Consider the following 13,802-nt stretch of genomic DNA (forward strand, 5'->3'; position numbering starts at 1 on the left):
GGCCCCTTTCCCCAGTCGAACGTCTCATCGACGGGGTCTACGTGGGCATTTCACACTTTCGAGTGCCTTTATGGAACTGTGATCACCAGCGCCGGTCGATCACCTGCCCCGTGGTCCGGTTCCAGGTGATGTAGCCGCTCTGGAAGCTGCTCTGCCGTCCGATCTGGATGGTGAACTCGTCCGTCGTCGGATACCGCAGGTACGAGCGCTCCCAGCCGAGCGCGGCCCAGCGCTGCCGGATCGCGCCGTAGACGGCGTGCGCGTCGGTGGCCATCGTCCAGTAGACGGAGCCCGCCTTCGTGAAGTGGTTGTACCGGCCGACGCCGTCGGGCGTCGCCGACTCGTCGGTCGACGGGTACCCGAGCGGCCCCGTCTCCCAGCCGAGCGCCTCCCACCGGACGCGGATCCGGCCCCAGATCGCGCGCGCGTCGGTCTGCACCGTGTAGTAGATCGACGCGTTCTTGCTGAAGTGGTTGAACCGGCCGATCCCGTCGGGGGTGCCGAGTTCGTCCGTCACCGGGTACCCCAGCGGCCCGGCCTCCGCGCCCAGCGCCACCCACTTCACCCGGATCCGCCCGTACACCGGATGCGCGCCGGTCGACATGGTCCAGTAGATCGACGACTGCATCGTGCCCGGCCAGTTCGGGAAGTGGTTGAACCGGCCGACGCCGTCCGGGGTGGCCGTCTCGTCGGTCGCGGGCGGCCCGAACTTCCGGTGCCCGCCCAGCGCGAGGTACTTCGCCAGGATCTGGCCCTCGATCTGCTTCACGCCGGTCTCGGCGCTCCAGTAGAGCCTGCCGCCCGTGTACGTCCGGTAGCGCACGGTCCCGTCGACGACCTCGGGCCCGGTCGGCGCGCCGAGCCGTTGCCGCAGCGCCGGTTCCGCCTGATAACGCTTGTCGATCGGGGTCAGGTAGGTCGCGGTCAGCGTGACGTCGTGTGCCGGAACGGTGATGGTGACCGTGCGCGAGGTCCTGCCGTCGGACCAGTTGGCGAACGTCGAGACACCGTCCGCGGCGACCGCCGCCGCGTCGACCTCGAACGTCGCGCCCTCGGTGACCATCGCGGTGCCGACCCCGCCCTCGGCCGGGATGCCCAGGGCCGCGGGGACGTTGCTGGTCAGCGTCAGCAGATGTTCGCGCGGCCTCGCCACGTAGGTCCTGCTCGCCCGCACCCCGGCACTGTCGGTCACCGTCGCGGTGATCTCGACCCGGGAATCCTGGTGGTCGGTGAAGGGCAGCGAGAACGACGGACCGGTGCCGGATGTGCCGGGATGCGCGTGGCAGGTCGCCTCCTCCGGGCAGTGCCGGATCAGCGTGGTCCAGGTGACCGGCAGGGCGCCGTCCTCGGCGTCGGTGGCCGTCGCGCCGACGACGACCGGTTCCCCGACCGCGAAGGTGGCCGCGCCGGGATCCGTCATGCCCAGACTCGGTGAGTGATTCGACGGCACCACGACGACGTCCGTGCCGCCCGTGGCGCCGAGGCGGTCGGTGACGGTCAGCCGCGCGGTCACCGTTCCCACCCCCGCCGCGTAGGCGTGGCTCACCCGGACGCCGGTCTGGCTCGTGCCGTCCCCGAAATCCCAGTGGTAGGTGAGCGGATCGCCGTCGAAGTCGTAGGAACCGGCGCCGTCGAAGGTCACCGTCCTCGTCGACGGCTCGGTGCTCGACGTCGCCACCGCGACCGGTTCGGCGTTCGTCCCCGGATAGCTGAGCCGCCGCAGCAGACCGGTGTAGATGTCGGCGTACACGATGTCGCCGTTGGCCGCGGCCGCGAACTTGACCGGGCCGCCGACGCCGGTGAACTTCGGCGGCCGTTGCGGCGCCTGCACCAGCCTGCCCTGGCTGTCGTACGTCATCGTCCAGATCTTCTGCGTGACATAGTCGCCGAAGAAGAACGCGCCCCGGTATTCGTCCGGATAGGACGATCCACTGTAGACGATCCCCGCGGTGACGCTGTTGCCTTCGTCGGTCCCGGAACCGTGGTGGTACGCGGTGATCGGCGGGGTGTTGACCACCCCGGCGCAGCCCGCCAGACCGGAGTACCCGGGTGTCGGGGCGTTCGCCTCCCAGCACGGCCAGCCGTGGTTGGCGCCCGGCTGGACGACATCCACCTCTTCCCAGGTGTTCCAGCCGACGTCGCCGACGACGGGCAGGCCGAGCCGCGGGTCGAGGGAGAACCGGAACGGACTGCGGTATCCGCTGGAGAAGACCTTGGAGCGGTTGGCGTTCGGGGCCGCCGCGGAGTAGTACGGATTGCCGGGGACGCCGGCGCCGTCCGCCGTGACGTGCAGGATCTTGCCGTAGAGCTGATCGAGATCGAGGGAGCGCAGCGCGCCCGGATCCATCCTGGTGAAGTCGGCGGCGTCGCCGATGGAGATCCACAAGGTCCCGTCGCCGGCCGCGATGAGCCCCGTGATGCCGTGGACGTCGTAGAAACCGGGAAGGTCGACGAGCACCCGTTCGTTCGTGAGGCCGGTGGGGGTGTCCGTTCCGGTCACCGTCCAGCGCGCGACGCGCATGGTGAACGCGCCGACGCCGGTGTTGAACGACCGTGCGAGGTAGATCTGGCGCGACGTCTCGAAATCCGGGGCGACGGCGAGGCCGACGAGGCCGAGGTCGCCGTTGTCGTGCACGGGAAGCGCCGCGATCGTCCGTGACGGACCGGTCGGGGGCACCCACGCGACCTTGCCGCTCTTGCCGGTGCTGAGCACGGAACCGTCCGGCAGATAAGCGAAATCGGTCAGATCGAACGCGGCCTGGCCGCTCGGCTGATCACGGAGAACGAATCCTGACGGCAGAGTGGGCGCTCCGGTCGCTTCCGGAGCGCCCACCCATCCCGGGAGAAGCAGGATTGAAACCGACAGCGCGACGAACGCGCGAGTGAGTACCCGGCTCCTGAACATCGGCACTTCCCCATTTCCGGCGTGTCATGGCACGTCGCCGGGGCGGGGCCGGTTATTGCCGCCAGGAGCTTTCATTTATCCCAAAGCAACCGAACCGCAACCATCAGGCCACGACCTGCACCACGTCGCCACTCTGCAGAGTCGTGAAGTACCTCTGCGAAGCCGCGGCGGACAGGTGGATGCAGCCGTGCGAGTACACCGAGAGGCTGCCGGTGTGGAACGCGATACCGGGCAGGAAGAACACCGAGTTCGGCATCGGCGCGTCGAAGGCCTTCGAGTGGTAGTTCTTGACCTTGGCCGAAACGTGGAAGACACCGGTCGGCGTCGCGTGCCCCTTCTTGCCGGGCAGCTGCTTGACCGGGCCGTAGATGACCTTGCCGTCCTGCAGCAGCCACGTCTTCAGCGCGGAGAGGTCCACACAGGCGCTCACTCCGGGCGAGGCCAGCGCGGCCTTGCACGGAACGTCGGCCGGGTTCGCGACGGGCTTGGCCGCCGGTTTCGGCGTGGGTTTGGGCGTCGGCTTGGGCTTCGACGACGTCGGCGTCGGCGTGGGACTGCTGCTCGACGTCGGCGTCGGGGATGACGAGCTGGGTGACAAGGATGTCGTCGGCGCCGTGGTGCCGGCCGCCGGGTCGCCCTGCGCGACGGCGCCGCCACCGGGTGCGCCACCACCGGCGTTGCCGGAACACGCGGTCAGCACCAGCGCCGTGGCCAGTGCGGTCACCCCCACCAGGAACCTCTTCACGACCTTTACCCCCGTTTGTCCGTAGTCCGTCTGACATGGGTAAAGACGGAGCTCACCCGCCGGGGGTTGTTGATCGTCAGGTCACGATCCCGTCTCAAGGCCGCTGACCTGCGGAGACACCGAAAATCAGTGAACGCGGCCGACGACTCGCGCGTACATCCGGCCCGGATTGGCGCTTTCGTCCAGATAGCCGGGCAGGGGCGGCAGTTCCCGCGCGAACGCGTCCAGCCGCCCGAACAGTTCGTTCGCGTCCGCGGGCCGCCGTTCCGGATCCTTCTCCAGCAGATCCGCGAGCAGGACGTTCAGTCCACCCGGGACACCGTCCACTTCGGCCGGGCTCTCCTTGACCTGCTTCTCGAACACCGCGTACGCCGTCGGCCCGGTGAACAACTGCCTGCCGGTCAGCATCTCGTGCAGCACACAGCCCAGCGCGTACAGATCGCTGCGCGGCCCCGCGACCCCGCGCTGGATCTGCTCCGGCGCCATGTACGCGGGCGTGCCCAGGATCTGCCCGGCGCGGGTGAACTGGGCGACGTCGGTCTCGCGCAGCATCGCGAGCCCGAAGTCGAGGACCTTCACACTGCCGTCCGGACACAGCATCAGGTTGGTGGGCTTGAGATCGCGATGGCAGATCGAAAGCGCGTGCGCGGCGGAGAGGACGGCGCACGCCTGCGCGGCGATCGCGGCCGCCCACGGCACCGGCAGCGGCCCGTGCTCGGCGGCCAGATCGGCCACGGTCACACCCTCGATGAACTGCATGACCTGGTACAACCGTTCGTCATAGGTCCCGAAGTCGTACAACGTCGGCGCACCCATGTGTTCCAGCGTGGCGAGGATCCGCGCTTCCCGGATGAACCGCTGTTCGAGTTCGGCGTCCGGACCGCCGGGGAGCCCGAGGAACTTCACCGCCACGCGGCGGCCGAGATGCCGGTCGTGGCCCGCGTAGACCGCGCCCATCCCACCCCGGCCGAGCGGCAGCTCGTCGAGTTCGTAGCGGTCCGCGATCAGCAACCTAATTCCCTGGCCTCAGTTGACCTTCCGTCAGTCCGGTCAAGCCTAGCCTCACCAGCTCCAGGCCCGATTCCGCCGCCTCTCGCAAGGCGTCCTCGAAGGCCGCGAGCCGGGTGAACGCCTCCCCGTGGGCACGCTGCGTCTCGATCGGGAGACGGGGGACGCGGGTGCGTTTGAGGTCGATCCTGGTCGACGAGGTCGGCGCGATCTGCCCGGCCGCGCGCAGGCAGCCCGCCAGGAACGCCGCGTCCAGCCGTTCGGGGTCGGTGCGATACCTGGACATCGACGGATCGACGGTGACCGAAGGTCCACTGTGGACATAGGCGGGCACGGCGGGCGACGCGATGACGTCTCCCGCCTCCACCGAGTCCGGCACACTGAGCACACCGGCCTTCATCAGCTCGCCGATCGTGGTGAACGCGGGCTTCTCGTCGGAGACCGCCAGCGACGGCGGTTCCGGCCGGATCGCCTCGAAATGCCGTCGCACTTCGAGGAATGCCTCGCCCGCGTGTTCGTCGCGCGCCTGATGCCTGGCCGGGGAAAGGTCGATCTCCTCGTCGAGCAGGTCGATGATCCGGATCGCGCCCGGCACCTCCGTCCCGCGCAGATGCTCGCGCCACAGTCCATCCACAGTGGACGGATCGGGTTCGGCGAGCAGGAGCAGCCTGGACGGCGGGCGCTCGCCGGGCTCCGGCCGCCTCAGCAGCCAGAGATCCGCGCTGGCGACCGTCACCACCGCCCGCAAAGCCCCGGCGCGCAACAGGTTCCCGCGGATGCGGCGGCCGGTCCGGCGGCCGGCGGCGGCCAGTGGCATGCGGATCGCGACCAGTCCGCCGGGTTTCACATGCGCGAGACAATGCTGCACCCACGCCAGTTCCGGTTCGCCGCGCGGCGGCTGGCCGTACTCCCAGCGCGGGTCGCCGACGAGTTCGTCGTAACCCCATTCCCGTTCGTTGAACGGCGGATCGCAGACGACGGCGTCCGCGAGAAGTCCCTCGTAGGAGTCCATCGTCAGCGCGTGCGCGCCGTACATCTCCATCTCCGCGCCCGCGAGCAGCAGCCGGTGCGCGGCGATGCACGAGATGGACGGATCGTCGACCTGGCCGAGCAGCCGGGCGCCGCCGGAGGCGAGCAGGAGCGTCCCCAGCCCGCACGCGGGGTCGAGTACGACGCCGGGACGGGGGCCGATGAGCCGGGACATCAGCGCGACCACCGGTTCCGCGGTCACGGACAGCTGACGGGAGTGCGCCTCGACGTAGCGTGCGCACAGGAACTCGAAGGCCTCCCGCGCCCCCTGCTCCTCGGCGAAGCGGTCCAGCAGTTCGAACAGCTCCGGATCGTCGTAGCGCGGCGAGAGTTCCCACTCCTCGGAGCCCCGCCGGGACAGGAACGAGCCCATCCTGCCGACCCGCAGGCTCAGCGACAGGTCGTCACCGAGGTTCCGCAGCCGCTGCCAGACGCGCTCACCGAGCGGGACCTCGAACGGCTTCCCGCGCTCACGCAGCCAGTTTTCGACGTCGGACAACGCGAAGAGGGGGCTCGACGCGGTCCCGCCGACGGGCGGCGGAAAATCGCCGTACCGTCGACGCCAGTTGCTCACCGCGGCGCGGCCGACGCCGGCGACGCGGGCGATGTCCGCCGCGCTGACGGTGGCTTGCTCCTCCATCGGCGCATCGTAACCGAAAGCTGAGCATTCCAGCCTCGTGTTTGTGAACTCAGTACACAGATGCTTTACTGGGTACCATGACGTACACCCTTCGGTACGCGGCCGGCTCGGACGTCGGGCAGCGCCGTCAGGTCAACCAGGACTCGGTCTACGCCAGCCCCAGGCTGCTCGCGGTCGCCGACGGCATCGGCGGCCAGCCGCACGGCGAAGTGGCGAGCGCCGAAGCGGTCGGCGTCCTGTCCCGGCTCGACGCGGACCTCCGCTCGTTCGACCTCGCGGAGGTCGACCTGATCGAGGTCCTGTCCGGTGGCGTCCGCGCGATCGGCGACCGGCTGGTCGCGACGGCCGAACGCGAACCGGAGACGCACGGCATGGGCACCACCCTGACCGCCCTGCTGTTCGACGGCGCGCAGTTCGCGGCCGCGCATATCGGCGACTCCCGGGGCTACCTCCTGCGCGACGGGACGCTGCACAAGATCACCCGAGACCACACCCTCGTCCAGGCGCTCGTGGACGACGGGCGCATCGACGCCTCGGAGGCCGAAGGGCACCCTCGCGGCTCTCTGCTCATGAAGGCCCTCCTGAGCACCGGCAGCGGCGAAGCGGACATCTGGACCTTCGACGCGGCCCCCGGAGACCGTCTCCTGCTGTGCTCGGACGGGTTAACGGCAACGGTTGTCGAAACCGTTATCAAGGACGTCCTGGGCGCCTTCCAAGATCCCGCCGAGACCGTGCCGAGACTGATCCACCTGGCCAACGAGGGCGGCGGACCGGACAACATCACCTGCGTCGTCGCCGACGTCCTCGCGCCATCGCGGGCTTGAGACGCTCAAGCCGGAAACGCAGGTCAGACCCGCCTTCGAAGGGGCAAGAAGGCATCCGGTAAAGTTCCCCACGGAGGATTGGCCGAGCGGCCTAAGGCGCACGCTTGGAAAGCGTGTTGGGTTCACGCCCTCGCAGGTTCGAATCCTGTATCCTCCGCCGTCAGCAAGGCCCCGGACGTCCCGACGTCCGGGGCCTTGTTGATTACTTAGCAGGACCTTCACTTAACAGAGTCAGTTGATCACGCTAAGTTTAATGGTGGTCGTTCCAGCCCCCGACGTCCCAAGGAGTCCGCCAAAATGGCCGGAGTCGAAGAGATCCGCGCTGGTATCGCGCTCGCGAACGAAAAAGCATCCGCGGGTATCGCCGCACTTCAGCAGGCAGCGCAATCTCTTGAAGAAGCCCAGCTTTCGCTGTCCCAGGCCACGCAGGGCAGCACCCAGCACGAGGTGAGCCAGGCTCACGGGCTTCTCGCCGAAGCCCTGCAGGGCATCACCGGTATGCAGAGCACCATCCAGGCGGGCATCTCGTCCGCCGAGTCGTACTCCACCCGCCTCTGAGCATGTACCTCGAAGAACTGCACCAGCTGCTGACGGCCGTCCAAACCGGCCTCGCCGACGGGCGCACTCATGCCGAGCGGGCCAGAAGCCTGCTCGAAGAGGCCCGCCGCGCCATCGTGGATCCACAGGCCCAGGCCGTGCCATGGGTGCCGTCGCAGCTGGCGCAGGCCGACGAGGGAATAGAAAACCTCCTGACGCGCCTTTCCGCCGCTGACGACCTGGTCAGCGGTTACCAATCACGCCTCTGAGATCGGCGAGCCGGTATGGGCAGCAAAGCGAGTGAACAGCGCAATCGCGTCGCCACGGCGCTGGAGCGGGTCCGGCACCAGATCGGGCTCGTCCTCGGGGCCGCCGACGGCGCCCGCCAGGCCGCCGAGGCGGAACTGGCCAAGCTGGAACTGGAACGGCAGATAGTCCGGGTGGGGATGAACAACTCCACCTCCGATCAGTACGCCGAATGGTCGCGGCATCCCGCCGCGACCGAGGTGTTCGGCATGCTCGGCAGCGTGCGGGGCCAGTTCTACGCGGACTGGGAAGCGGGGCCGGACGCGCTGCGCGACCTGGTCGCGCACAACGCGCCGGGCCCCGCCGGGCAGCAGCCGGGCAACTGGCTCGGCCGCGTCGGCGGGAATCCCGGCATCACCGCGCCGGGGCTGTGGCGCGTCGGTTCGGCGACCGTGCCGGGCCGCGACATCCCGCGCACGTTCGACGTCGCCATCCCGCTGCTCGACGAGTCGCATCTGTCCATCACCTCGGCGCCGAAGACCCGGGCCACGGTGGACGGCATCGTGCAGAACCTGCTGATGCGCGTGCTGAGCACGTTCGAGCCCGGCGCGGTGCGCATCCACCTGTGGGACGTCGGGCAGCTGACCGCGATCCTGCCGGACCTCTACCCGCTGAGCCGCACGAGCGCGCTCACCCTGTACGACCCGGGACGGCTCGAAGACCTCCTCGACGAGCTCGCCGGGCACATCCGCCGCATCCACGCGACCGGGATGCAGGCGGGCCACACCTCGCTGCGGGAGATCCGGCAGGCGAGCGGCCAGCGCGTCGAACCGTTCCGGGTCGCGGTGCTCTACGGCAACGGGGAGACCCTCGAACCGGAGCGCGCCCGCGAACTGAAACGCGTCGCCACCGGGGCGCTCGCGGCCGGGATCTGCCTGATCCTCGTCGACGTGCCGACCACGCTGTCGACGTCGGTGGAGACCTTGAGCCTCCTCGACGACCGTCGCGCGGTCAGCAGCATGACCGGTCCGGACCTGGTCGTCGACCTCGATCCGCCGATGCCGTCCGCACAGGTCATCCGGGCCGCCGGGCGGATCGCCGAGGCACTGATCGCCAAACAGGGCGGGCCCCGGTCGTTCGCCGACCTCCTGCCGACCGAACTGGGCAAGGAGAGTTCGGCGCGGGAACTGCGGGCGCCGGTCGGGTTCTTCGAGGGCGAGGCGGTGGAGGTCGTCATCGGCGACGCCAGCCCGCACGCGCTCATCGGCGGGCCGAGTGGTTCGGGGAAGACGAACTTCCTGTACTCACTGCTCGGCAGCCTCGCGGCGCGGTACTCGCCGGACGAGCTCGCGCTGTATCTGCTGGACTTCAAGGAAGGCGTGTCGTTCGCCGGGCTCGCGCCGGGACGGCGGGACGCCAGCTGGCTGCCGCACGCCAAGCTCATCGGGGTCAACGTCAACACCGACCGCGAGTTCGGCCTGGCGCTGCTGCGGTTCCTCGCCGACGAGCTGCGCCGTCGTTCGGCGGCGGCGAAACAGCACGAGGTCACCAACCTCGCGGACCTGCGCGAGCAGGACCCCGGCGGGCACTGGCCGCGGATCGTCGCGGTGATCGACGAGTTCCAGTACCTGTTCGCCGGCCGCGACGGGGTGACGGCGACCGCGACCCAGCTGCTGGAGGACATCGCGCGGCGAGGCCGGTCGCAGGGCATCCACCTGGTGCTGGCGAGCCAGGACGTCGCCGGGATCGAGGCGTTCTGGGGCAAACCGGCGGTGTTCGAGCAGTGCACGCTGCGGATCGCGATGCCGAAGGCGCGGCGGGTGCTGTCCGAGACCAACAACGCGGCGGTTTCGGCGCCGAAGTGGCACGCGGTCATCAACCACGATTCCGGTGTCGCGCACGGGAACCAGCTCGCCCATGTGCCGGACGCGAGCAGCAAGGACGTCTTCGTCAAACTGCAGCACCGGTTGTGGGAGCGGTACTCGGAGTCGTTCAAGCGGCCCCGGCTGTTCGACGGGGCGCATTCCCCCGTACTGGAACGGTTCCCGGCGTTCAACGATCTCAAGCCGACGAAGAAGCCGCGGGCCCTGCTGGGCCAGTCCATCGACGTCGACGAGGCCGCCTGCGGGGTCGACCTGCCGAAGGCGCCGGGCCGGAACGTCGCGGTCCTGGGCGCCGCCACGGCGGAGGCACTGTCCATCATGGACTCCGCCGCGCGCTCACTGGCGCGTCAGCATCCGCACGGGTCGGTGGAGTTCGTGCTCAGCTGCCCGATCGAGGCGTCCGTCCCCGCGGTGACGGAACTGGTCGAACGACTCCGAGCGGACGGCCACCACGCGTCGCTGGTCGACGATCTGCCCGGCCGGGTAATCGATATCGCGGAGAACTTGTCCTCTTTGGACACTGCGAAGGTGCTGCTGCTGTACGGCGTCGACGCCTCGATCCCCGCACTGGAGGCCAAGGCACCCGGACAGCTGAAGAGCGGCTTGGACCAGCTACGGGTCCTGCTGAAGCAGGGGCCGACGCACGGCGTCCACACCATCGGCTGGTGGCGCAGTATCGCGCGACTCAAGGACACCCTCGGGTTCGCGGGCACCGACGACATCGGCACCTGGGCCGCGCTGGACGTCCAGGGCAACGAGCTGTCGCCGTTCGCGGCAGGGCAGGTCGTGCACTGGTCGCCGCGACCGGGTCGCGCGCTGTTCTTCGACCGCACCACTCATGGCGCCCCCGAGGTGATCATCCCGTTCCAGCGTCCGGAAGGGCTTCTCGATGGATGACGGCATCACCGCGGCGATGCGGTACAAGGAGATCGTCGGCCTCGCGCGCGCTTCGGCGGAGAACCTCCGGAGCTGGGAGATCGCCCGCACGGACGAACTGGAGGCCCGGCTCGCCGAAGCGCATCAGGCCGTCGCGGACGCCGCCGAACGCGAGCAGCGGGCGATCGACCGGTGCACGCGGTGGTGGAAGATGGCCCAGCACAACGTCGAAGGCCTCTCCTGGCTGCCGGACGACGAGGAACCGCAGCCGGTGCCGACCGCACGGGCCGGTTACCTGGAGCGGTACCTGGAAGAGGTCAAGCCGAGCTACCAGGAACTCGTCCAGGCCGTCCTTTCCCTCGGCTGGCGTGCCAAACGCTCCTGACCCCTCCCGCGTTTCGTCCTCTGGATGCGGTAGTTGCGCGTGCAATCACCGCATCCAGAGGACTGAATGCGTGGGTCAGGGGCGCCCGAAGACCTTTTCCAGGTAGTCGGTCAGGTCATAGAAGGCGTCCAGGACCGGGTTGCCCGTGCTCGGCCGGAACCGCAGCACCTGCGGGTCATGGTCGCTCGCCTGCTTCGCGAACTCCGCGTTCAGGTGGACGACGTCGTACTCGGTCCCGCGCGGCGCCCGCGACGCCAGGATGTGGTCCAGCACCTGCGACTGGCCCTCGAAAACGTAGCTGTACCGCTCGTTCTCCGGCAGCGACGCGATGAGGTCCTTCAGCGCGCCACCGGCGGTCAGGGTCCGCACCGCGGGCGAGAACGGGTAGTCGTTCAGGTCACCGGCCACGATGATGTTCGCGTTCTTGTCCGACGCGAGCACCTTGTCGATGAAACCGCGGAGCACGGTCGCCTGCTTGGCCCGCTGCACCTCGGAGCTCCGCACCGGCGGCTGGTTGCGGCCGTGCGTCGGCTGGTCGCCGCCCTTGGAGTTGAAGTGGTTCGCGATGACGAACACGGTGCGGCCCTGGAAGACGAACTCGCCCGCCAGCGGCTTGCGGCTGGACCCCCACGCCTCGTCGGCGGGTTCGACCCGGCCGGGCGAGACGGTCAGGTGCGTCTTGCCGCGTTCCTTGACCACGCCGACCGGGGTGACCGCGTCGCCGCCGGGTCGATCCACAAAGGACACCCGGGCCGGGTTGAACAGGAAGCCGACGCGGATGTTGCCGCCCGGCTGCCCGCCGTCCTTGCCGTTCTCCGGATCGATCTGACGCCACTCGTAGCGCGGGCCGCCGGCGGCGACGATCGCGTCGACGAACTTCCGCAGCGTCTGATCCGCGGCGACGGTGCCGTCGTTGGCGGGCCCGTTGTTGTCCTGGATCTCTTCCAGGTTCAGGATGTCCGGCTTCGCCAGGTTGGTGGCGATGGCCTTGGCCAGCTCGCCGAACTTCTCCTCACTGTCCAAAGCGGACAGATTCTCGACGTTGTAGGTCGCCACCGAAAGCTCACCGCCGCGCTGCGCGCGGGTGCTCTCCCTCTGCAGCCCGTTGTCCTTGGCGGCACCGAGCTTCGTCGCGAACAGCGTGTAGCCGCCGAAGTTGCTGTACTCGACCGGACCGGAGGTCTCGCCGGTGAGCACGTCACCGGTGTTGACCTTCGGGAACGGCTGCTCGGCGAACGGGATCAGCGACGCGACCTTCAGGACACCGGTGTTGAGCCGGTCGTAGTCCAGGTACACCGCGCCACCGCGGACGCTCGGATTCTGCTTCGGCTTGGTGGTCACGTAAAGCTCGTTGAACGACGACGTCGGGCCGACGACCCGCGCGTCGGAGACGCTGACCAGCTCGCTCTCGTGGGCCTCCCAGAAGTCCAGCGAGTACTTCGCCGGTTCCAGCGGCAGCGGTTCGATGTTGCCGCCCGGCGCGGGCGCGACGGTGTCCGGGACCGAGTCCGGCGTGACGACGGTCGGCGCGGGTACGGCGTTTCCGCTCGAATCGACCGTCCACTGTGCACTCGTCAGCTCGGTGAGCGACTGGTACGGCGAGGTCGCGGGGGCGTCCGGGTAGAACTCGCGGACGGTTCCGGTGGCGGTCACCGCGTCACCGACGGCCACGGCGGGCGTGGTCGAGCCGGTGAAGACGAACAACCCCTCGCTGGTGCGCGGGTCGGCGTCGGGAGCGGTGTCGGTGATCCAGAACCCGCGTGCCGAGCCGAAGCTCCGGATCGCGGTCACGACGCCGGTCACCCCGGCGACCTTCCGGTCCTTGAACGGCGAGATCCGGGTGCTGCCCTGGATGTCGTGGATCTTGGCGGTCACCGGCGGCGGACCGGTCTCGCCCGGCGTCTCCCCCTTGCCGTTGGTCGGCGTGGGCGCGCCGGCGGTGAAGTCGGCGGCGTTGTCGTCGGTGTCGGCCAGCGTCGCCGCCCTGGCGACGGACGTGGTGTTGGACGGCGAGGGTGCCGCGGCGCCCTCGCGGATGACGGCACCGGAGCCGAATCCGACGAGGTCCTTGACCCGGGTGTCGGCGGCGCAGTCGGCGGCGGTCTTGCAGGTCAGCGCCGTGGTGCCCTGGACGAGCGCGATGGTGCCCGCGGTGGCGGACAGGGTGATCGTGCCGGTGGCGTCCGGCGTCGGCAGGGCGACGGTGCCGCCCGCGCCCTTCGCCTCCGCGACCAGGTACCGCGCACCCGGCGCGACGCCGCCGGTCAGCGGCGTGACCTGCCAGCCGCTCCCCGACGCGGGCGCGTACTGGACGCTGAAGCCGTCGAGGCTCACGGTGGCGGCGCCGCGGTTGGCGAGTTCCACGAAGTCGTTGATCAGCGTGGCCCCCGAGTTGCCACCCCCGCCGTAGACCTCGGCGATCACGGCGTCGGCGCTGGGCGCGGCGAGCGCGGCCGGAGCGGCGGCACCGCTCACGGCCAGCCCGGAGGCGACGGCCACGGTCAGGGCCCTTCTCCGGGCAGCACGTCGGGATGTGGTCACGCTGAGTCCCCTCTTCGCAAGATCGGTCGAGGAATACTCCCCCGAACAAGTGAAATGAGGAAGACGGCAAGACAACGATTCGTCACCGCTAGCCCGTTCGGACCCCTGCTTTCGTCGGCTTCAGGACTGGTTTCGCCGTGTTCTCGCGTGAGAGGATCAAGGTCCGCCGCCTGCACACATCAG

At 69.4% G+C, this 13,802-nt stretch carries 10 protein-coding genes and 1 tRNA gene; 6 read left to right on the forward strand and 5 right to left on the reverse strand.

Translation table 11 applies throughout. The features are described from left to right. Nucleotides 1-82: 82 nt before the first annotated feature. The 4 genes from L324_RS37675 to L324_RS37690 form a co-directional block, all read right to left on the reverse strand. The gene (locus tag L324_RS37675) at nucleotides 83-2,905 is read right to left on the reverse strand and encodes a PQQ-dependent sugar dehydrogenase (RefSeq protein WP_173426444.1); all 2,823 of its coding nucleotides are present in this window, start codon (nucleotides 2,903-2,905) and stop codon (nucleotides 83-85) included. 103 nt (nucleotides 2,906-3,008) lie between these two features. Beyond that, on the reverse strand, nucleotides 3,009-3,650 hold the full coding sequence (locus L324_RS37680; RefSeq protein ID WP_037320334.1) for a L,D-transpeptidase: 642 nt from the start codon (nucleotides 3,648-3,650) through the stop codon (nucleotides 3,009-3,011). Between the two features lie 126 nt (nucleotides 3,651-3,776). Then, complete coding sequence (locus L324_RS37685; RefSeq protein WP_037320336.1) at nucleotides 3,777-4,661, reverse strand: serine/threonine-protein kinase; 885 nt, start codon at nucleotides 4,659-4,661, stop codon at nucleotides 3,777-3,779. Between the two features lies 1 nt (nucleotide 4,662). Next, nucleotides 4,663-6,327 carry an N-6 DNA methylase gene (locus L324_RS37690; protein ID WP_037320338.1) on the reverse strand — a complete coding sequence of 555 codons (1,665 nt, stop codon included), beginning with the start codon at nucleotides 6,325-6,327 and terminating at the stop codon, nucleotides 4,663-4,665. 77 nt (nucleotides 6,328-6,404) lie between these two features. Between L324_RS37690 and L324_RS37695 the strand changes: the two genes are divergently transcribed. The 6 genes from L324_RS37695 (at nucleotide 6,405) to L324_RS37720 (ending at nucleotide 11,078) form a co-directional block, all read left to right on the forward strand. Then, a complete protein-coding gene (locus tag L324_RS37695) occupies nucleotides 6,405-7,151 on the forward strand; it encodes a PP2C family protein-serine/threonine phosphatase (RefSeq protein WP_081736598.1) in 747 nt (248 codons plus the stop codon). A 72-nt stretch (nucleotides 7,152-7,223) separates the two neighbouring features. Next, nucleotides 7,224-7,308, forward strand: a tRNA-Ser gene (locus L324_RS37700). A gap of 140 nt (nucleotides 7,309-7,448) precedes the next feature. Continuing rightward, the gene (locus tag L324_RS37705; RefSeq protein ID WP_037320341.1) at nucleotides 7,449-7,709 is read left to right on the forward strand and encodes a hypothetical protein; all 261 of its coding nucleotides are present in this window, start codon (nucleotides 7,449-7,451) and stop codon (nucleotides 7,707-7,709) included. 2 nt (nucleotides 7,710-7,711) lie between these two features. After that, a complete protein-coding gene (locus L324_RS37710) occupies nucleotides 7,712-7,957 on the forward strand; it encodes a hypothetical protein (protein ID WP_037320343.1) in 246 nt (81 codons plus the stop codon). 15 nt (nucleotides 7,958-7,972) lie between these two features. Continuing rightward, a complete protein-coding gene (locus L324_RS37715; RefSeq protein ID WP_037320345.1) occupies nucleotides 7,973-10,714 on the forward strand; it encodes an FtsK/SpoIIIE domain-containing protein in 2,742 nt (913 codons plus the stop codon). Beyond that, nucleotides 10,707-11,078, forward strand: coding sequence for a hypothetical protein (locus L324_RS37720; RefSeq protein WP_037320347.1), 372 nt, complete (start codon nucleotides 10,707-10,709; stop codon nucleotides 11,076-11,078). Before L324_RS37715 ends, L324_RS37720 begins: the two co-directional genes overlap by 8 nt. A gap of 75 nt (nucleotides 11,079-11,153) precedes the next feature. Here the strand turns inward: L324_RS37720 and L324_RS37725 are convergent, their stop codons facing one another. Next, nucleotides 11,154-13,619 (reverse strand): DUF8508 domain-containing protein, encoded by a 2,466-nt coding sequence (locus L324_RS37725; protein WP_037320349.1) that lies wholly within the window; start codon nucleotides 13,617-13,619, stop codon nucleotides 11,154-11,156. Between the last annotated feature and the right edge of the window lie 183 nt (nucleotides 13,620-13,802).

Source organism: Amycolatopsis orientalis DSM 40040 = KCTC 9412 (genome assembly GCF_000478275.1).
Lineage (GTDB): Bacteria > Actinomycetota > Actinomycetes > Mycobacteriales > Pseudonocardiaceae > Amycolatopsis > Amycolatopsis orientalis.

Excerpts from the sequence above, each read along its gene's own strand:
- L324_RS37675 (WP_173426444.1), bottom strand. The coding sequence starts at position 2,905 with ATGTTCAGGAGCCGGGTACTCACTCGCGCGTTCGTCGCGCTGTCGGTT.
- L324_RS37690 (WP_037320338.1), bottom strand. The coding sequence starts at position 6,327 with ATGGAGGAGCAAGCCACCGTCAGCGCGGCGGACATCGCCCGCGTCGCC.
- L324_RS37695 (WP_081736598.1), top strand. The coding sequence starts at position 6,405 with ATGACGTACACCCTTCGGTACGCGGCCGGCTCGGACGTCGGGCAGCGC.
- L324_RS37705 (WP_037320341.1), top strand. The coding sequence starts at position 7,449 with ATGGCCGGAGTCGAAGAGATCCGCGCTGGTATCGCGCTCGCGAACGAA.
- L324_RS37710 (WP_037320343.1), top strand. The coding sequence starts at position 7,712 with ATGTACCTCGAAGAACTGCACCAGCTGCTGACGGCCGTCCAAACCGGC.
- L324_RS37715 (WP_037320345.1), top strand. The coding sequence starts at position 7,973 with ATGGGCAGCAAAGCGAGTGAACAGCGCAATCGCGTCGCCACGGCGCTG.
- L324_RS37720 (WP_037320347.1), top strand. The coding sequence starts at position 10,707 with ATGGATGACGGCATCACCGCGGCGATGCGGTACAAGGAGATCGTCGGC.